Source organism: Microbacterium sp. NPDC057741 (assembly GCF_042798735.1).
GTDB lineage: Bacteria > Actinomycetota > Actinomycetes > Actinomycetales > Microbacteriaceae > Microbacterium.
The window spans coordinates 249,736-266,761 of record NZ_JBHVJW010000003.1 but is presented as its reverse complement, the minus strand read 5'-3'; the positions used below and the strand labels follow the sequence as shown (position 1 = coordinate 266,761).

The window sequence follows — 17,026 nt, the reverse complement described above, 5'->3', positions numbered from 1 at the left end:
CGACTCACTCCGTTCGCTCAGTACTAGCACTTGATCTTCTCCTCCAGTGCGGTGCGCAGCCGGTCGGGCGAGACCCGCCAGTGCGCATGGAACTCGCCGTCGATCAGCACGACGGGGATCTTCTCCCACCACAGCTCGTACAGGGCGGGATCGTCCTGGATCGATGCCTCGATGATCTCGATGCTCTCGGCCGCGGCATCCGGCATCTCCGCGATCACCTGGTCGACGACCTCCGATGCGACGTCGCAGAGATGGCAGTCCGGCTTGCCGATCAGCGTGAGCGTGGTCACGGCAGGTCGACCGGACGGCCCTGCGCCCGCCACTCGGCCGTGCCGCCGTCGACGTTCGTCGCGTCGTAGCCGCGCGCCTCGAGCGCCTGCACGACGCTGGCCGAACGGCCACCCATCTCGCAGATGACGTGGAACGCCTCGGCGGGAAGCTCGTCCAGACGATTTCCCAGGTCGGACATCGGCAGGTTCACAGCACCGGGGACGTGACCGCGGGCGAACTCGTCGGGCTCGCGCACATCGATGAGCGGGATGTCGCCTGCGGCGGCGAGCTGTTCGACGGTGATCGACTTCATGGCTTTCCTTCCCGGGGCAGACACGAAGCGCCCCACCGACCGGAGGTCGAGGAGCGCTCGGTGTCGTGCCGCTTACTTCTTGTTGCGGCGCTGGTGGCGAGTCTTGCGAAGCAGCTTGCGGTGCTTCTTCTTCGCCATGCGCTTGCGGCGCTTCTTGATGACAGAACCCACGGGAACCTCTTTACGTCAGGGGCTGGGCGTCGACTCTGCGGACACCCGGGAACGGGCATGGAAAAATGCCCCGATCGAGTCTAGCAAACCGACAGGCATGCCTGTGACGCCCCTCAGCCGGCATCGGCGATGGGGCGCTGCAGCGCCTCGGCCACAGCAGACTCGGGCACACGGAAGCTGCGGCCGAACCGGATCGCGGGCAGCTCACCGGAGTGCACCATGCGGTACACGGTCATCTTCGAAACCCTCATCAGCTCGGCCACCTCGGCCACTGTGAGGAATCGCACGTCAGGAACATCGGGCATCCCACATACCCCTCTCTGTTGAGCACACTCTAGAGGCGCGCTGCGACGAATGTAAACCTCTGTGACCCGTGTGATCGCTGTGACCACCGGGCACGCCACCCGTTCACACGGATCGTCAAGCCTGTTCCCAGGCCGCTCGCACCGCCAGTGCACGGCGCGCATAGGCCACTGCTGCAGGCTTGTCAGCAAGGCCGCTCCCCCCGGCGGCCACTCCCCCAGAGGCGGATCCCGGTCCGCCGAACGCCTCCGTCAGCGGCCACCTCCCCCTTGCGCTGCGGCGGAGGCGTCACTTCTCCGCTCTGGACGCGATGCGCGCGGCCGCATCGCGCCGGGCCAGACGCTCCTCCTTGCGCGCGATGCGCAGAGCCTTCTCCGCCTCGCGCACGCTCTTGGCCGCCGCACGGACGCGCTTGTCGCCGGCGATCTCCGGACTGTCGTCGCGCAACCAGTCCAAGGCATCCGCGTGCGCCTCGCCGCGGTCGAGTGCAGCGACGTATCCCTCGACACCCTCGAGGAAGCGCTCGATCGAGAATCGGAACGGGTCGTCCTCGGCCATGAACACACCGGCATCGATGGCGGAGCGAAGGGCGGGGAACTCGGCATCGGTGATCACCCTGTCGAAGAGCGCCGCCTCGCGAACCGTGATCTGCTCGGGCGAGAGGCCGGTGCTGCGGGCCTGTTCGGTGTACCCCGCGAGCACGGTGCCGTACCACCGCGCCTGCCCGGTGACGGCGAGCGCGACGGCGAGACGCTCAGGCCCGTTCAGCGGCGTCTCGCCGAGCGAGGCGAGCGCGGAGTCCAGCCACGCTGAGCTGTTCGGGGTGATCGGGGATCCGGTGAGGGGCAGCGACAGGATCCACGGATGCCGCAGGTAGATGAGCACTTCGGCCTCGAACTGTGCGCGCATCCGAGCCCGCCACCCCTCGCGCTCGCGGATCTCCTCGGGCGGAAGCCCGATCGCCTGCTCCTGCATGAGCAGCAGCAGGTCGTCCTTCGCACTGACGTAGCGGTACAGCGACATCGGCGTGAAGCCGAGCTTCGCGGCGACAGCCGCCATCGACACCGCGCCGATTCCCTCGGCATCGGCGAGCTCGACCGCGGCGTCGACGATCCGCTCCACGCTCATCTCGCGTTTGGGCCCGCGCTGGGGGTTCGCGGCGACGCCCCAGGCGAGGGCGATCCCGCGTGGAAGCTCTTCGGGTTCGACGTCGGTCATGCTCGCAATCCTATGGTTGTGTACGTCATAAACGGTATGTTACGGTCATACACAGTTTTCGACATATACAGAAAGGATGCCGAGATGAACCCCGCCATCGACGTCCGAGGCCTGCGGGTCTCGTTCGGAACCCACACCGTGCTCGACGGCCTCGACCTCGAAGTCGCGCCGGGCGAGGTGTTCGCCCTCCTCGGCCCCAACGGGGCCGGGAAGACCACCGCGATCTCCGTGCTCACCACGCTGCTCGACGCGACGGCAGGCAGCGTGCGCGTGGCCGGCCATGACGTGGCATCCGAGCCGGTGGAGGTGCGCAGGCGCATCGCGCTCACCGGTCAGAGCGCCGCCGTCGACGACATGCTCACCGCCACCGAGAACCTCGTCATGCTCGGGCGGCTCTCCGGCCTGCCCCCGCGGGCCGCGCGCGAACGCGCGGCCGAGCTGCTCGATCGCTTCTCGCTGACGGATGCTTCGATGAAGCCGGTGAAGACGTTCTCGGGAGGCATGCGCCGGCGGCTCGACCTCGCGCTCAGCTTCGTCGTCACCCCGGAGGTGCTGTTCCTCGACGAGCCCACCACCGGCGTCGACCCGCGCAGCAGGCTGGAGCTGTGGGACGTGATCCGCACGCTCGCGGATGCGGGCACCACCGTCTTCCTCACCACGCAGTACCTCGAAGAGGCCGATCTTCTCGCCGACCGCGTCGCAATCCTGGACGGCGGGCGCATCGTCGAGACCGGCACGCCGGCGCAGTTGAAGGGCTTGGTCGGCAGCGACACCGTCGTGCTGCACGGAGCCGATGGCGAAGTGCTCCGCGAGATCCCCACCGACGGCAGCGTCGCCGGCCTGCGGCGAGCGCTCGATCAACTCGGCCAGGCGGATGCCGCGGCATCCGTCTCCCTGCGCCGCCCGACTCTGGACGACGTGTTCCTCAGCATGACCGGAGCGCCGCGGAGCGACGCCCGCATCCCCCAGGAGATCTCATGACCGCCATCGTCACTCCCTTCGCCCTTCCAGCTCCCCGTCCCCGCATCCGCGGGTTCGCCGCCGAACGCGTCTTCGTGCGTCGCAGCCTGACCCAATCGCTGCGTGATGGAGAGTCGCTGAGCATGTCGATCATGCTGCCGGTCACGCTCATGCTGCTGTTCACCTTCGTGTTCGGAGGCGCGCTGCAGTCCGACGGGAACTACGTCGACTACGTCGTGCCAGGCATCATCCTGCTGTGCGCGGGGTTCGGGGCCGCGACCACGGCGACCTACGTCTCGCGCGACATGACCACCGGCATCATCGACCGGTTCCGCACCATGCCGCTGCGCGCCGGAGCCGTGCTCACCGGGCATGTCGTGGCCAGCCTGGTGCGCAACCTCGTCGCCACCGCGGTCGTCATCGGCGTCGCGCTGCTGCTGGGCTTCCGCCCCACGGCGAATGCCGCGGGGTGGATCGCCGCAACCGCAGTGATCGCGCTGTACATCCTCGCGATCACCTATCTCTATGCGGCGATCGGCCTCGCAGCCGGCAGCCCGGAGGCTGCCAGCGGATACGGCTTCATCCTGATGTTCGTGCCCTACCTGTCCAGCGCGTTCGTGCCCGTCGACACCATGCCGTCGTGGCTGCAGTGGATCGCCACCTACCAGCCGGTCACACCGATCATCGAGACGATCCGCGGACTGCTGATGGGCACCGAGCTCGGCTCTCAGCCGGTCTGGGCGGTGGGCTGGTGCCTCATCATCATCGCCATCGCCGCACTCTGGGGCGCCTGGCTGTTCGGCCGGCGGCGGCGCGGATGAGCGTCAGGCGCCGAGCCGCTTGAGCGCGGTGGTGACCGCGTACTTGGCGGATGCCGCGGCGCGGCCGACGACCTCGGCCGCGTGCGCGGCGCCGTCGGGCAGCGGCAACAGGTCGATGTCCGGTGCCTGATCGCCGAACGCGTCGACCAGGAACGGGACCAGCCAGTCATCGACCTGCTCGAGAGGCGCGACGGAGATGCTGTAGAACCGGCGCTGGCCGTCTTCACGGACCGTGACCAGGTCGGCGTCGCGCAGGACCTTCAGGTGCTTCGAGACCGTGGGCTGGCTCACGCCGAGTTCGCTCACGATCTCGGTGACGCTGGTGCCGCCGTCATCCTCGTTCTCACGGCGCAGCAGGAGCTGGAGGATGTCGCGCCTCGTGCCGTCCGCGATCACGTCGAAGATGTCCGTCATGTGTTCAGGGTAGCCCGCAGGGTGGGCCTCGCCTAGCCTGCCGGGGCCGGTGCGCCCCACGGAGTACCATGACGGAGGTCCGGCGGGCATCGCCGCCCGGGTCGCAGACGGAGAGGGGGTCCGATGTCGAGCAGCGCGCCGGCATCCGCTTCTCGTGTCTCCCTGCGCTGGCTGGGATCGCAGCTCCGCCACTTCGTCACCTCATCGCCCTCGCGCTTCGCGATCGTCGTCTTCGCTCTGCTGATCCTGCTCTGGACAACGCTGCTGTCGCTGCCGATCGCCTCGGCGGACGGCACGGTCACCAAGCTCAGCGACGCCCTCTTCACGGCTGTCTCGACGATCTGCGTGACCGGCCTGTCCACGGTCGACATGAGCGCGCACTGGTCACCGTTCGGGCACGCCGTGATCTTCATCGGCGTCAACATCGGCGGGCTGGGCGTGCTGACCCTCGCATCCCTCATGGGCATGGTCATCTCGAAGAAGCTGGGCCTGAGCGCCAAGCTGATGGCCGCCGGCGACACCAACCCGCTCCGTGCGCACGGCGGCGCGGTCAATGAGAGTCAGACCGTGCGCCTCGGTGAGGTCGGTCAGCTGCTCACCACCGTCGCGATCTCGGCTCTCATCATCGAGATCGGCCTCGCCGTGCTGCTCTATCCGGCGCTGGTGCTGGCCGGGGTCGACCCCGTCTCCGCGCTGTGGGAGGCGCCCTACTTCGCGGCCATGTCGTTCACGAACACCGGCTTCGCGCCGAATGACGGCGGCGTGGCGGTGTTCTCGGATGACTACCTGGTGCTGATCCTGCTGATGGCCGGTGTGTTCCTCGGCAGCATCGGCTTCCCCGTGATCTACTCCCTCGCCAAGCACCACTGGCATTTCAAGCGCTGGTCGCTGCACGCGAAGCTGACCATCGTCACCACCGTGTTGCTGTTCTTCGTCGGCGCCGCCGTCTTCCTGCTGCTGGAGCACAGCAACCCGAAGACGTTCGGATCGATGGATGCCGCCGACACGACGGTCCAGGCGTTCTTCCTGTCCGCCATGACCAGATCCGGCGGCTTCAACGTCATCGACATGAACGACCTCTACGGCTCGTCGATGCTGGTCGCCTGCATGCTGATGTTCGTCGGCGGCGGATCGGCGTCGACCGCGGGCGGCATCAAGGTCACCACGCTCGCCGTGCTCGCGATCGCGGTGTGGTCGGAGGCGAAGGGCCGTCAGTCGGTGCAGGTGTTCGGCCGCCGCATCCCCAGCGACGTGCAGCGCGTGGCGCTGAGCGTCGTCGCCTGGGGCGCGACGATCGTCGCGATGTCGACCGTCGCGATCACCCAGATCACCGGCGACGACGTGATCGATGTGCTCTTCGACGTGATCTCCGCGTTCGGCACGGTGGGGCTCAGCTCCGGCGTCACCGCGACGCTGCCGGACTCGGGTTCGTACATCCTCGCGGCGACCATCTTCATGGGGCGCGTTGGTACAGTGACTCTCGCCGCGGCTGTCGCCGCGACATCCCGCTCGCAGCTCTACGCGCTGCCCGTCGAAAGGCCGATCGTTGGTTGAGATGGTGCGGGGCGACGCCCCGGTGCTCGTGATCGGACTCGGACGCTTCGGCGCGGCCTGCGCAGGCGAGCTCGACCGGCTCGACCGCGAGGTGCTGGCGATCGACGGCGACCTCGAACTGGTGCAGAAGTGGTCGGAGCGGGTCACGCACACCGTGCAGGCGGACGCCCGCAACATCGACGCGCTGCGGCAGATCGGCGCACAGGACTTCCAGGTCGCCGTCGTCGCCGTGGGCTCGCTGATCGAGGCATCCGTCCTCATCACTGCGAACCTCGTCGACCTGAAGATCCCGCAGATCTGGGCGAAGGCGGTCTCGCAGTCGCACGGCAAGATCCTCGCCCGCGTCGGCGCGAACCACGTCATCTACCCGGAGCGCGAGGCCGGCGAGCGCGTCGCGCACCTGGTCTCCGGGCGCATGCTCGACTTCATCCGCTTCGATGACGACTTCGTCCTGGCGAAGATGTACCCGCCGAAGTTCATCCGCGGCGTGCAGCTGAAGGAGTCCGGTGTGCGCACCAAGTACAGCGTCACCGTGGTGGGAGTGAAGAGTCCCGGGAAGCCGTTCCGCTACGCGGAGGCCGACACCGTGGTGACCAACCACGACCTGATCATCGTCTCGGGCACGAACAGCGACATCGAGCGCTTCGCGGGCCTCGACCGCTGATACCTGCCCCCTGCGCCTGAGCGAGCGCCGCCAGATGGTCCCCGGCCACCCCTCCGGCTCCTGAGCGAGCGAAGCGAGACGAAGGGCGTCGCCCCCCGGCTCCTGAGCGAGCGAAGCGAGACCAAGGGCGTCGCCCCCCCGGCTCCTGAGCGAGCGAAGCGAGACGAAGCGAGACGAAGGGCGTCAGGCGCCGGCGGCGAGCTCGCGGGCACGCGCGAGCGCGGCATCCGTCGCGGCGGCGAACACCTCGTCGAGGTGCGCGCCCTGCAGCACGGCGACCGCGCGCTCGGTGGTGCCCTTGGGGCTGGTGACGCGGCGGCGCAGCTCGGCGGGATCCTCACCGGATGCGTCGAGCAGCGCGGTCGCGCCGATGAAGGTCTGCTCGGCCATCAAGCGGGCGTCCGCCTCGGAGAAGCCCTTGCCGATCGCGGCCCTGGTGAGCTCCTCGATGAGCAGGAAGACGTAGGCGGGGCCCGAACCCGAGATCGTCGAAAGCGCGTCGATCTGCGACTCCGGCACCTCGATCACGGCGCCGACGGTCTCGAACAGGGCTCGCACGAGCGCCATATCGTCGTCCGTCGCCGAGGCTCCCGCGGCGAGCCCGGTCACGGCCTTGCCGACCGTGGCGGGGGTGTTCGGCATCGAGCGGATCACGTGCGCGTCGGCACCGAGCACGCTCGCGAAGGTGTCGAGCGTCACGCCGGCGGCGAGGCTCACGACGATCGCGTCCGGGCGCAGCGAGGACGCGATCTCGCTAAGCAGGTCGGGCACCATGGCCGGCTTCACCCCGACCAGCAGGATGCGGGCGGATGCCGCGGCATCCGCATTGCCCTCGGGACGATCCGCGAGAGCGATGCTCGTGACGCCAGGCAGGGCGGCCAGCGCCTCCGCCTTCTCGGCGGTGCGGTTGGTCGCGGTGATCCCGTCCGTCGGGATGCCGGAGGCGACGACCCCCTGCAGGATCGCGCCTCCCATCGAACCGGCGCCGAGGAATGCGAGGGATGGGAGCGAGTCGGTCATGCCTCCATCCTCCCGCATTCGGCCGCCGTAGACTCGTGCCATGAGTGCATCCGGCGGCAGCAAGGCGATCATCGCGGCGTTCCTGGCGAACATGGGCATCGCCGCCGCGAAGCTCATCGCCTGGGCGCTTTCGGGCTCGGCGTCCATGCTCGCGGAGGGCATCCACTCGATCGCCGACTCCGGAAACCAGCTGCTGCTCATGCTCGGCGGACGCAAGGCCAGGAAGACCGCCGACCGCTCGCATCCGTTCGGCTACGGGCGAGAGCGGTACGTGTACGCGTTCGTCGTGTCGATCATCCTGTTCTCCCTCGGCGGCCTGTTCGCGATCTACGAGGGCGTCAACAAGATCACCCACCCGCACGCCCTGGATCCGGTGTGGTGGTGGCTGCCGATCGTCGTGCTGGTGATCTCGATCGGTCTCGAGTCGTTCTCGCTGCGCACCGCCATGCGCGAGAGCAATCAGGTGCGCGAGAAGGGCCAGTCCTGGTTCTCGTTCATCCGTCGCGCGAAGGCGCCCGAACTGCCGGTCGTACTGCTCGAGGACATCGGCGCGCTGACCGGTCTGACATTCGCTCTGCTCGGCGTGGGCCTCACCGTCATCACCGGCAACTCCGTGTTCGACGCGATCGGCACGCTCATGATCGGCACGCTGCTGGTGCTGATCGCGCTGATCCTCGGCATCGAGACGAAGAGCCTGCTGGTCGGCGAGGGCGCCACCGACGCCGACTACGACAAGATCGTGGATGCCATCAATGATGGCCCCGAGATCGAGAAGCTCATCCACATGAAGACCCTCTACCTGGGTCCGGACGAGCTGATGGTCGCCGCGAAGATCGCTCTCACGCAGAACAAGACGGTGCGTGAGGCGGCCGACGACATCGACGAGATCGAGAAGCGCATCCGCGCCGCCGTGCCGGTCGCCCGGGTGATCTACATCGAGCCGGACATCTACCGTCCGGCGCTCGATCCTGAGCCGTCCACGGACGCGTTCGTCCTGAAGTCGGCGGACTGACGGCGTGCAGCCCCTGCTCGACGACCTGGATCGGCTGATCCGGGAGGACCCGTCACGCGTGCCCGTCCGGCTCGCCGAGCAGCCCGATCTCGCGCAGACCGTCGGCCTGATCGATCCGGTGACCGCAGCCGAGCACTGGGCGCAACTGTGCGCCGCGTCGGCCGGCAGGGCCGGACACTGGAACGCAGGTCCCGCGCGCGTCGCGCTCGAGACCGCACCGGAGGTGTACGGAAACCTCAACGGCATCCCCGCCGAGGACAAGGATGCCGCCTGCCGCATCCTTCTCGATCGGATGCTGGCGGACGTCGAGCATCTGACGCCCGCCGCGCGCGAACAGCTCGGACATGTCGCGGCCGAGCTCCGCCGGGCGGCGCGCGCGCATCTGCTGTCGCTGTTCCTGGACGGTGCCGTCCCGCGCGCCGCGGTGTCCTTCGGCGACCCGGATGACGCGCGGCTGGTCGTCGTGCTCGCGCACGGGATCGTCACCGACCTGGACAGCCTGCCGGCGTGGGCGCGCACGGCGCGCCGCATCCGGTCGCAGGTGGCCGACGGCGCGGGGCTCCCGCATGACTCGGTCGCGGTCATCGCCTGGTTCGGCTACGACTCCGGCACGCATCTGACCGCTCTCGGCACTGGTCATGCCACGGTCGGCGCCGCGCGACTGGCCGGTCTGCTCTCCGGCATCCGGCACCGTGCGCCGGGTGCGCGCATCTCCCTGGTCGCCTACTCGTACTCGTCGACGATGGCCGGTGAGCTGGTCGAGGGCGGTGGCGGACGCCTCCTCGACGACCTGTTCTCGATCGCCTCGGCCGGGATCACTGCCGAGGCCGCCGACGCGATCGAGGCGGACCTGTACGCGAAGGTGTTCCGGTTCTACGCGACCGAGTCGTTGGACGACGGCGTCGCACCGCTCGGGCGGATGTCGCAGCATCCGATCGATCCGCGCTCGGTTCCCGGGGCCATCCTCTACGAGTCGGACGGCGGCCCGGTGGGTGCCCGCGAGGGGATCGCGACCGTCGGGCACGCTTCGCACACGCCTGCGGACAAGCCCGATGAGCCCGGGTATTTCGACCCGCGCACCGAGTCGTTCCTTTTCCTGGTGCGGACCCTGACGGAGGCTCTCTGACCCGGGAGCGGCTGTCAGCGGCGGGCTTCGAAGAAGTCTCGGAGCAGCGCGGTGGCGGCATCCGCCCGCACCCCGCCGACGACCTCGGCGCGATACGGCAGGCGCCGGTCGCGCAGCAGATCGTACATCGAGCCGGATGCTCCGGCCTTGTCGTCCCATGCGCCGAAGACCACGCGCCCGATGCGCGCCTGCAGGATCGCGCCCGCGCACATGATGCACGGTTCGAGGGTGACGACGAGCGTGCAGTCCTCGAGGTTCCAGTCGCCGGTGGCGGATGCTGCGGCGCGCAGCGCCACGACCTCCGCGTGCGCTGTCGGGTCGTGGGTCTGCTCGCGCAGATTGCGCCCCTCGCCGATGATCGCACCCGTGCTGTCGAGCACGACGGCTCCGACCGGCACATCGCCGGCCGCGCCGGCCTCTGCGGCGAGCGCGAGTGCGCGGTCCATCGCGGGGAGGTCGGCTGCGGTCACGGGTCAAGTCTGGCATCCGTCCACAGGAGGATGCCGGAGGCGCCGGGTTCAGACCACGGGTGGATCCGCCGTTCACGGCTGACGCGTAGCGTCGGAGACATGGACAGCGCACAGGCCCTCGTGATCATGATGATGACGCTGCCGGCCCTCATCGGCTCGGCGATCGTCGCCGCGAACGCGCAGAAGATCAATGCCGAGTGGCGGGAGCGGAAAGCTGCGAAGCGCGCGGCGGCATCCGCAAAGTAATCTGTATCCATGCGCGTTCACGTGGCCGACCACCCTCTCATCACCCACAAGCTCACGGTGCTGCGCGACGCGCGCACGCCGTCGCCGGTGTTCCGCCAGCTGACCGAGGAGCTCGTCACGCTGCTCGCCTACGAGGCGACCCGCAACGTGCACGTCACCCCGGTCGAGATCCAGACCCCTGTGACGAAGACCATGGGCGTTCGGATCGCGGAGCCGCGTCCGATCGTGGTGCCGATCCTGCGCGCCGGACTCGGCATGCTCGAGGGCCTGGTCAAGCTCATCCCCACCGCCGAGGTCGGATTCCTCGGCATGGTGCGCGACGAGGAGACCTTCGAGCCGACCACCTACGCCGAGCGCCTGCCTGACGACCTCAGCGACCGGCAGTGCTTCGCGATCGACCCCATGCTCGCCACAGGTGGCTCGCTGGGCGCCGCGATCCAGTTCCTCTTCGACCGCGGCGCGAAGGATGTCACCGCGATCTGCCTGCTCGGCACACCGGAGGGCGTCGCCGCGATCGAGAAGCTCGTCGGCGACCGCGACGTGACGCTGGTGCTGGGCGCGCTCGACGAGCGTCTCAACGAGAAGGGCTACATCGTGCCCGGCCTCGGCGATGCCGGCGACCGGCTGTACGGCACGGTCTGACGCGGCTCCCCCGGCGGCTGGCGCCCGGCACCGCGGTGGCCGGCCGCGGCGCGGTTCGGGCGCGAGGTCCGCGTTCCGGCGTGAGCCCCACGTGAGACCCGCATTCCGGTGCGAGACCCACGTCGCGCGCGCGGGTCTCGCGCAGAGTTCAGGGTCTCGAGAACGATGCGATGCCGCAACCACGGGGTGGCACGATCACCGCGAGGTCCCGACATCTGCGCGAGATCCGCGCGAGACTTTGAATTCTGCACGAGACCCGCGTCCGACACCGCGGTCTCGTGCAGAGTTCAGGGTCTCGCGAGCGAGGAGGATGCCATGGTTGCAGGCGAGTGGTGGGATGTCACCGACGCGGACGGAGTGCCTACCGGCGCGACGTTCGAGCGCGGGGCACCCGGCTGGCCGCCGCCGGGCGGATTCCACATCGTCGCCAGCGTCTGCGTTCGTCGCGCTGATGGGATGCTGCTGCTGACCCAGCGCTCGGCGACGAAGGACTGCCCTCTGGACTGGGAGTTTCCGGGCGGCAGCGTGCTCGCCGGCGAGACGAGTGTCGAGGGTGCCGCGCGCGAGCTGCACGAGGAGACCGGTATCGCCGTGCCTGCGGCATCGCTGGAGTTCGTCGGGCGCTTCGCCGAGGAGAACGCGCTGATCGACCTGTACGTCGCGACGGCGGACTCGGATGTCGCGGTCGAGGTGGATCCTGTCGAGGTCGCCGCCGCGGAGTGGCTGACGATCGACGCGGTCGAGGCCCGCTGGCGCGACGGCCTCATGGCGCCGCCGTGGGAACCGCGACTCGCGGCGCTGTGGGCGCCGTTGCGCGCGGTGCTCGACGGCCGCTGACCGTTCCGTCCGCATCAGGAACAGGGGATGCGGCGAGGACAGGATGATTCTCGAGCATCTGTCCTGTCCTGAGCGAATGTCCTGTTCTCGGCGTCGCAATGGTGTGTCCCGGTCCCAGCGTGAGCGGTGCCCGCACACCGGCATCCGCAACAGGCGGGACGCGCATCGCGCGCCTGTCCGGTCTAGGAGAATCAGACGGTCAGGACGTAGCTGCGCTCATCGCCGTACTGCGTGAATCCGGCGCGGGAGAGAATCGGGGCCGAGGTCGAGACCCGCCCCTTCACGAGCGCCGTGGTCGCACCGAGTTCCGCACCGACGCGGAGGCGCTCGGCGAGGACGGCGCGATAGGCGCCGCGGCCGCGGTACTCGGCCCGCGTCGCCGCACCCCACAGACGGACGAAGCCGTCCACGATGGTGCAGCCGCCCGTGCTCACGGGCCGTCCGTCGAGACGGGCCAGCACTCGGGCGCCCTCACCTGCTTCGAGGGCTGTGGTCACCTCGGCGAGCTCCCGCTGCAGCCCGTCGTCATCGAGCGGCTGCTGCCCCCAGACGGGGACGTTCACCAGGTCGACGTCACGGACCTGGTCGAGCGTGCGGACGACCTCGACCGCGGCATCCGCCGGTGTCTCGATCGGATCGCCGGGAATCGGCCGCGCGAACACCGTGACGGTGTCGTCGTGGACGGCGCCCCGACGACGGAGCTGCTCCTCGAGATCGGGGCGATCCGCCGGGCTCGTCCAGAACGTCAGGCGCGTCTCGCCCCAGGCGCGGGTGCGTTCGATCGCGTGGTCGACGACGGCCGCGGCATCCGACGCGGACCGCACCTGCGAGGCGCGCACGCCGCCGCCGAACCGTGCGGGGTACCGCACGAGCTGCAGCTCGGTGTTCTCCTGCTCGCTCCCTCGCGGGAACCACACCCACACGGCGGAGGCGTGGAGGATCTCGTCGTCGCTGTGCACCTCAGTAATCTACTGTCCATGGCCCGCATCCTCGTCACAGGCATGTCCGGAACCGGCAAGTCGACACTGCTCGCCGAACTGGCCCGCCGTGGACATCACACGGTCGACACCGACTACGAAGGGTGGACGACGGCCGACGGCCTGTGGGACGAGGAGCGGATGCACGCGCTGCTGCAAGACCACGACGACCTCATCGTGCAGGGCACGGTCGAGAATCAGGGCCGGTTCTACGATCGGTTCGCGCACGTCGTGCTGCTGAGCGCCCCGATCGACGTGCTCCTCGAGCGGGTGTCTCGACGCGCGAACAACCCGTACGGCCACTCGGCTGAGGACCAGGACGAGATCCGGCGGAACGCGCGTGACGTGGAACCGCTGCTGCGCCGGGGCGCGACGATCGAGCTGGACGCCCGTCGGACGATCCCCGATCTCGCCGACGAGCTGGAACAGCTGTCGTGAGACGCGTCAGCCGTGGTCGGCGCCGACCAGGCGTGCGAAGGCGCTGAGGCGGGCGACGCCCTCGGGGGTCCAGGGCAGGTCGTCGAGCAGGGCCGGCGAGTGCACCAGGTAGGCGACGCTCTTCGCACGGGAGATCGCGACGTTCAGGCGGTTCTGCAGCAGCAGGAACTCCGGCCCGCGCGGCGCATCCCTTCCGCTCGAGGCGGCGAGTGAGGTGATCGAGACGACTGCCTCCTTGCCCTGGAAGTTGTCGACGGTGCCGACGGCCACGCGTCCCAGTCCTGCGGCGGACAGCGACTCGTGGATCAGCTGCTTCTGCGCGTTGTACGGTGCGACGACGATGACGTCCTCCTGCTCGAGAGGCCGCGGCGCCGCGTCCGTCATGCCGTCGGTGTAGGCGCGCCCGAGCAGGTCGCGCACGATGCGGACGACCTCGTCGGCCTCCTCCGGCGACTGCGTGGCATTGCCGCGGTGCCGCACCGGCACGATGTGCAGACCGGGCTTCACTCCCTCGACCACGCGCCCCTCGGTGCCGGGCGCCGAGGCGAGCTGTCCGGCGTAGGACAGCCGCGACACCGGTTCGGCGACGGCCGGATGCATCCGCCACGACGTCGCGAGGAAGTAGCCGTGCGCAGGGTCGATGACCTGCCTGCCGGCCATCACCCAGCCCAGCGCCGAGGTGTCGACCGGCTCGGGGTGCGTGCCCTGGCTGACCTGCGGCAGCTGCTGAGGGTCGCCGAGCAACAGAAGGCGCTGGGCGCCGGCCGCGACGGCGATGGTCGACGCGAGCGAGAATTGACCGGCCTCGTCGATGACGAGCAGGTCGAGCCCGCCGCGGTCGACACGGCGGGTGTTGGCGAAGTCCCACGCGGTGCCTCCGACGACGAAGCCCTCCGGATGCTCGGCGATGAACGCAGCCATCCCGTCCTTCGGGATGACCGTGTAGGACGGATCAGCCTCGTCGTCCTTCGGCTTCTTCGCCACCTGCACAGCCGGCACCCCGTCGGCCACGACGCGCTCGAGCAGCGTCTCGACGATCGCGTGCGACTGCGCGACGACGCCGACCTTGAAGCCGTGATCGCGCACCAGCCGGGCGATCACCTGCGACCCGGTGAACGTCTTGCCCGTTCCTGGCGGGCCCTGCACGGCGATGTAACTGCGGTCGAGATCGAGGACGCCACGTACGATCGCGTCGATCGTACGGTCGTCGGCGTCGCCGGCGACCGCGGGCAGCGGCGCTCCGGAGAGCGTGCGGGGCACGGTCCGGCGCAGGATGTCGCTCGCGGCGTCGCGCGGGAACGACGGGGCGGTGCGGTGCACGGCATCGGCCCATTCCTCGATCGCCTTCTGCTGGTTGCCGACGTTCGGTGGCGACGCCGGCGTGAGCGCGATCGGCAGTTCGGACCAGGTCTCCCCCTGCACGGCGCGTTCGCGAATGACGTAGCCGTCATCGAGCACCTCGACGACCTCCACCTCGTGCGGCACCTGGATCACCCGCGAGGGCGCCTCGAGGAAGAACGGCGCGGGCATCGGGTACAGCGCGAACGGCCGTCCGCCGACACTGATCGTGCTGCCCGGTGCGACCTCGCCCCGCAGTTCGACCAGGCGGGTGAGTGAACGCCCACTCTCCCCCAGCCCCCAGTCCTCGCGCACGATGCTGCGGGCAGCATCCACCCGCAGCACGTCGCGGGTGCTCTCCCACATCGACACCGGCTCGCGCAGCCGCTGGAAGTGCGACTGCCAGAAGCTCTTCGTCTCGCGCGGGTGGTAGTCGATCGCCGCCGCAGCGACCCGATACACCTCCGCCTCGGTCTCGTCCGCAGCATCCGCCGCGTCGGCCATCAGCGCGACGGACAGCGGCGAGGGCTCGTACGCACGCGTCTCGGGCTCATCCGGCGGGGCCGGCAGCACGCCCTCCTGCTTCGCGAGGCCGATCAGCCAGTCCCGCAGGCGCCGGGTCGAGACGCAGTCGTAGCGGTTGTAGTCGGCCAGGTCGTCGAGGATGCCGCGAGCCTCCGCATCCTGTCCGTCGGCGAGCAGTGCGCGCGCCTGCACGTACTTGACGATCGAGTCGTCGCCCTTCTGCACGTCGCTGGTGCGCACCTCGTCGCCCATGTAGAGCGGCTCGAGCTTCTTGATCGAGTACGAGCGCGACCCGATGCGCACCGACCGCAGCACGAGCGGGTAGAGATCGACGAACACCCCCTCGCGCAGCAGCCTGTCGACATCGGCCTCCCCGACGCCGTACCGCGCCGCCATCGCGGAGAGGTGCGAGGTCTCATAGGGCGCGTAGTGGTAGATGTGCATGTCGGGATGCGTCTGCCTGCGCAGCTTCACGAACTCGAGGAAGTCGAGCAGAGCATGCCGCTCGTCGTCGAAGGTGTGCGCCCACAGCGCGGAGTACTGCTCGGCGTTGTCGACCCAGCCGAACAGGTAGTCGATGCCCCACGCCGGTTTCTCACCCTCTTCGAGGACGGGCTCGGTGTAGAGCGGGTCGCCCTCGAAGTCGAAGAAGATGTCCCCTCTGCTGGGGCGCGGCAGCAGGCCGATCGCGTTCGAGGACACCAGTTCGAACGGCGGCGGCACGGCGGGGTCGTCCCCGACATCGAGCTGCAGCCGCGCCTGGGCGCGCAGCGCCTGGAACGTGTCGGTGTTCATTCCGTCCGGGGCATCCGACGCGTTCGCGAGGTCTTCGATGGTGCGGACTCCGGCGGCGCGCAGCCTCTGGCGCTGCACCGGCCGCATCCGAGCGACCATCAGCAGATCCCGGTGCGCGAGCACCTGCTCCTCGCACGTCGCGCAGCGGCCGCAGGCGGTGATCTGCAGGTCGCCGCGGTCGTCGCCCCATGCGAGCGGCGCTCCCTCGGTGCCCTCTTCGATGCGCCGATCGGCGATGAGCGCGCGCAGCCGTGCACGGCGCACGTGGAACAGCGGCAGCAGATCGTCCACCTGGTGGATGCTCGTGGTGCCGTCGCCGAGCAGCAGGTCGACCTCATCGGCGCGCGGGATGCCGAGGCGGTCGAGCTGGTCGACGTATGCCGCGAGCTGCATCAGCGCCGTCACCCTGGCGGTGCGGGCGAGCTTGGTGTCCTGAACTCGCCAACGGCGATCGGTGTCGCGGAGCAGGAAGTCGGCGAAACCGACGAACTCGTCGGTCGCGAACGCGGCCTGGAACACGACGGATGCCTCCGAACGCAGCGTCCGTTCGGTGTCGGCCACGACCGCTCCGAGCGCGTCGGCATCGGTGGAAGAGACCTTGGGCAGCTCGACCACGCCGGAACCGCCGTCGACGGAGAACCCGAGATCGGAGATGTACCGCTCGAGTGTGCGACGCTCGTGCACATCGCCGAGCTGCGCGGCACGCAGCAGCGTGGCGTCCTCCGGCTCTTCGACCGCCGGGACGCGGCCGAGCTTCGCATCGAGCGCGCGCGCCCAGGCGAACTCGCACTCGGCGGCCGCCTTCAGGTCGCTGGCACTCCAGACGACCCTCGTCGCGACGTTCTGCTCCGACCTGATGACCCGCACGGATGCCCCTCTCTGCTGCCTGCTCCGAGGCTATCGGCAGGGTCG

Annotated in this window: 20 protein-coding genes; 10 read left to right on the top strand and 10 right to left on the bottom strand. The window is 69.4% G+C overall.

Features of this window, described 5'->3' with window-relative positions; genetic code table 11:
* Positions 1-23 precede the first annotated feature (23 nt).
* From ACFVDO_RS12285 to ACFVDO_RS12265, 5 genes are all read right to left on the bottom strand, one after another.
* Positions 24-290 (bottom strand): glutaredoxin family protein, encoded by a 267-nt coding sequence (locus tag ACFVDO_RS12285; RefSeq protein WP_378855767.1) that lies wholly within the window; start codon positions 288-290, stop codon positions 24-26.
* Positions 287-583: a rhodanese-like domain-containing protein gene (locus ACFVDO_RS12280; protein ID WP_378855765.1), complete on the bottom strand. Its 297-nt coding sequence runs from the start codon at positions 581-583 to the stop codon at positions 287-289. Before ACFVDO_RS12280 ends, ACFVDO_RS12285 begins: the two co-directional genes overlap by 4 nt.
* 72 nt (positions 584-655) lie before the next feature.
* The gene (locus tag ACFVDO_RS12275; protein ID WP_003792170.1) at positions 656-754 is read right to left on the bottom strand and encodes a 30S ribosomal protein bS22; all 99 of its coding nucleotides are present in this window, start codon (positions 752-754) and stop codon (positions 656-658) included.
* A 113-nt stretch (positions 755-867) separates the two neighbouring features.
* Positions 868-1,059 carry a helix-turn-helix domain-containing protein gene (locus ACFVDO_RS12270; protein ID WP_378855763.1) on the bottom strand — a complete coding sequence of 64 codons (192 nt, stop codon included), beginning with the start codon at positions 1,057-1,059 and terminating at the stop codon, positions 868-870.
* A 286-nt stretch (positions 1,060-1,345) separates the two neighbouring features.
* Positions 1,346-2,275 carry a TetR/AcrR family transcriptional regulator gene (locus ACFVDO_RS12265; protein ID WP_378855761.1) on the bottom strand — a complete coding sequence of 310 codons (930 nt, stop codon included), beginning with the start codon at positions 2,273-2,275 and terminating at the stop codon, positions 1,346-1,348.
* Between the two features lie 84 nt (positions 2,276-2,359).
* On the opposite strand from ACFVDO_RS12265, the gene ACFVDO_RS12260 reads away from it, so the two are divergent.
* Both ACFVDO_RS12260 and ACFVDO_RS12255 read left to right on the top strand, forming a co-directional pair.
* Positions 2,360-3,256 carry an ATP-binding cassette domain-containing protein gene (locus ACFVDO_RS12260; RefSeq protein WP_378855759.1) on the top strand — a complete coding sequence of 299 codons (897 nt, stop codon included), beginning with the start codon at positions 2,360-2,362 and terminating at the stop codon, positions 3,254-3,256.
* Entirely contained in the window at positions 3,253-4,056 is an 804-nt protein-coding gene (locus ACFVDO_RS12255; RefSeq protein ID WP_378855757.1) for an ABC transporter permease, read from the top strand. The genes ACFVDO_RS12260 and ACFVDO_RS12255 overlap by 4 nt, the downstream gene beginning before the upstream one ends.
* A gap of 3 nt (positions 4,057-4,059) precedes the next feature.
* Here the strand turns inward: ACFVDO_RS12255 and ACFVDO_RS12250 are convergent, their stop codons facing one another.
* Complete coding sequence (locus ACFVDO_RS12250) at positions 4,060-4,470, bottom strand: ArsR/SmtB family transcription factor (protein ID WP_378855755.1); 411 nt, start codon at positions 4,468-4,470, stop codon at positions 4,060-4,062.
* Positions 4,471-4,593: 123 nt separating this feature from the next.
* Between ACFVDO_RS12250 and ACFVDO_RS12245 the strand changes: the two genes are divergently transcribed.
* Both ACFVDO_RS12245 and ACFVDO_RS12240 read left to right on the top strand, forming a co-directional pair.
* Positions 4,594-6,024: a TrkH family potassium uptake protein gene (locus tag ACFVDO_RS12245; RefSeq protein ID WP_378855753.1), complete on the top strand. Its 1,431-nt coding sequence runs from the start codon at positions 4,594-4,596 to the stop codon at positions 6,022-6,024.
* 1 nt (position 6,025) lies between these two features.
* Complete coding sequence (locus ACFVDO_RS12240; RefSeq protein WP_378855806.1) at positions 6,026-6,688, top strand: potassium channel family protein; 663 nt, start codon at positions 6,026-6,028, stop codon at positions 6,686-6,688.
* Between the two features lie 183 nt (positions 6,689-6,871).
* Here ACFVDO_RS12240 and proC read toward each other — a convergent pair whose 3' ends face one another.
* Positions 6,872-7,708, bottom strand: coding sequence for a pyrroline-5-carboxylate reductase (proC, locus tag ACFVDO_RS12235; RefSeq protein WP_378855751.1), 837 nt, complete (start codon positions 7,706-7,708; stop codon positions 6,872-6,874).
* Positions 7,709-7,748: 40 nt separating this feature from the next.
* Here proC and ACFVDO_RS12230 point away from each other — a divergent pair, with 40 nt between their 5' ends.
* Positions 7,749-8,720, top strand: a complete 972-nt coding sequence (locus ACFVDO_RS12230) for a cation diffusion facilitator family transporter (protein WP_378855749.1) — start codon at positions 7,749-7,751, stop codon at positions 8,718-8,720.
* A 4-nt stretch (positions 8,721-8,724) separates the two neighbouring features.
* Positions 8,725-9,846: an alpha/beta hydrolase gene (locus ACFVDO_RS12225; RefSeq protein WP_378855747.1), complete on the top strand. Its 1,122-nt coding sequence runs from the start codon at positions 8,725-8,727 to the stop codon at positions 9,844-9,846.
* 14 nt (positions 9,847-9,860) lie between these two features.
* Here the strand turns inward: ACFVDO_RS12225 and tadA are convergent, their stop codons facing one another.
* Positions 9,861-10,292: a tRNA adenosine(34) deaminase TadA gene (gene tadA / locus ACFVDO_RS12220; protein WP_378855804.1), complete on the bottom strand. Its 432-nt coding sequence runs from the start codon at positions 10,290-10,292 to the stop codon at positions 9,861-9,863.
* A gap of 123 nt (positions 10,293-10,415) precedes the next feature.
* Here tadA and ACFVDO_RS12215 point away from each other — a divergent pair, with 123 nt between their 5' ends.
* The 3 genes from ACFVDO_RS12215 (at position 10,416) to ACFVDO_RS12205 (ending at position 12,041) form a co-directional block, all read left to right on the top strand.
* Positions 10,416-10,562, top strand: a complete 147-nt coding sequence (locus ACFVDO_RS12215) for a hypothetical protein (RefSeq protein WP_378855745.1) — start codon at positions 10,416-10,418, stop codon at positions 10,560-10,562.
* Between the two features lie 9 nt (positions 10,563-10,571).
* The gene (gene upp / locus ACFVDO_RS12210) at positions 10,572-11,204 is read left to right on the top strand and encodes a uracil phosphoribosyltransferase (RefSeq protein WP_378855743.1); all 633 of its coding nucleotides are present in this window, start codon (positions 10,572-10,574) and stop codon (positions 11,202-11,204) included.
* 315 nt (positions 11,205-11,519) lie between these two features.
* On the top strand, positions 11,520-12,041 hold the full coding sequence (locus tag ACFVDO_RS12205; protein ID WP_378855741.1) for an NUDIX domain-containing protein: 522 nt from the start codon (positions 11,520-11,522) through the stop codon (positions 12,039-12,041).
* Positions 12,042-12,232: 191 nt separating this feature from the next.
* On the opposite strand, the gene ACFVDO_RS12200 is transcribed toward ACFVDO_RS12205, so the two are convergent.
* Positions 12,233-13,000: a GNAT family N-acetyltransferase gene (locus ACFVDO_RS12200; RefSeq protein WP_378855739.1), complete on the bottom strand. Its 768-nt coding sequence runs from the start codon at positions 12,998-13,000 to the stop codon at positions 12,233-12,235.
* 18 nt (positions 13,001-13,018) lie between these two features.
* Here ACFVDO_RS12200 and ACFVDO_RS12195 point away from each other — a divergent pair, with 18 nt between their 5' ends.
* Positions 13,019-13,456: an AAA family ATPase gene (locus ACFVDO_RS12195; RefSeq protein WP_378855737.1), complete on the top strand. Its 438-nt coding sequence runs from the start codon at positions 13,019-13,021 to the stop codon at positions 13,454-13,456.
* A gap of 6 nt (positions 13,457-13,462) precedes the next feature.
* On the opposite strand, the gene ACFVDO_RS12190 is transcribed toward ACFVDO_RS12195, so the two are convergent.
* Positions 13,463-16,981, bottom strand: a complete 3,519-nt coding sequence (locus tag ACFVDO_RS12190) for a TM0106 family RecB-like putative nuclease (RefSeq protein WP_378855735.1) — start codon at positions 16,979-16,981, stop codon at positions 13,463-13,465.
* Positions 16,982-17,026 lie beyond the last annotated feature (45 nt).

What these genes read in the sequence shown, in the direction of transcription:
- ACFVDO_RS12280 (WP_378855765.1), bottom strand. Translation starts at nt 583, where the DNA reads ATGAAGTCGATCACCGTCGAACAGCTCGCCGCCGCAGGCGACATCCCG.
- ACFVDO_RS12270 (WP_378855763.1), bottom strand. Translation starts at nt 1,059, where the DNA reads ATGCCCGATGTTCCTGACGTGCGATTCCTCACAGTGGCCGAGGTGGCC.
- ACFVDO_RS12265 (WP_378855761.1), bottom strand. Translation starts at nt 2,275, where the DNA reads ATGACCGACGTCGAACCCGAAGAGCTTCCACGCGGGATCGCCCTCGCC.
- ACFVDO_RS12260 (WP_378855759.1), top strand. Translation starts at nt 2,360, where the DNA reads ATGAACCCCGCCATCGACGTCCGAGGCCTGCGGGTCTCGTTCGGAACC.
- ACFVDO_RS12255 (WP_378855757.1), top strand. Translation starts at nt 3,253, where the DNA reads ATGACCGCCATCGTCACTCCCTTCGCCCTTCCAGCTCCCCGTCCCCGC.
- ACFVDO_RS12250 (WP_378855755.1), bottom strand. Translation starts at nt 4,470, where the DNA reads ATGACGGACATCTTCGACGTGATCGCGGACGGCACGAGGCGCGACATC.
- ACFVDO_RS12245 (WP_378855753.1), top strand. Translation starts at nt 4,594, where the DNA reads ATGTCGAGCAGCGCGCCGGCATCCGCTTCTCGTGTCTCCCTGCGCTGG.
- ACFVDO_RS12240 (WP_378855806.1), top strand. Translation starts at nt 6,026, where the DNA reads ATGGTGCGGGGCGACGCCCCGGTGCTCGTGATCGGACTCGGACGCTTC.
- proC (WP_378855751.1), bottom strand. Translation starts at nt 7,708, where the DNA reads ATGACCGACTCGCTCCCATCCCTCGCATTCCTCGGCGCCGGTTCGATG.
- ACFVDO_RS12230 (WP_378855749.1), top strand. Translation starts at nt 7,749, where the DNA reads ATGAGTGCATCCGGCGGCAGCAAGGCGATCATCGCGGCGTTCCTGGCG.
- tadA (WP_378855804.1), bottom strand. Translation starts at nt 10,292, where the DNA reads ATGGACCGCGCACTCGCGCTCGCCGCAGAGGCCGGCGCGGCCGGCGAT.
- ACFVDO_RS12215 (WP_378855745.1), top strand. Translation starts at nt 10,416, where the DNA reads ATGGACAGCGCACAGGCCCTCGTGATCATGATGATGACGCTGCCGGCC.
- upp (WP_378855743.1), top strand. Translation starts at nt 10,572, where the DNA reads ATGCGCGTTCACGTGGCCGACCACCCTCTCATCACCCACAAGCTCACG.
- ACFVDO_RS12205 (WP_378855741.1), top strand. Translation starts at nt 11,520, where the DNA reads ATGGTTGCAGGCGAGTGGTGGGATGTCACCGACGCGGACGGAGTGCCT.
- ACFVDO_RS12195 (WP_378855737.1), top strand. Translation starts at nt 13,019, where the DNA reads ATGGCCCGCATCCTCGTCACAGGCATGTCCGGAACCGGCAAGTCGACA.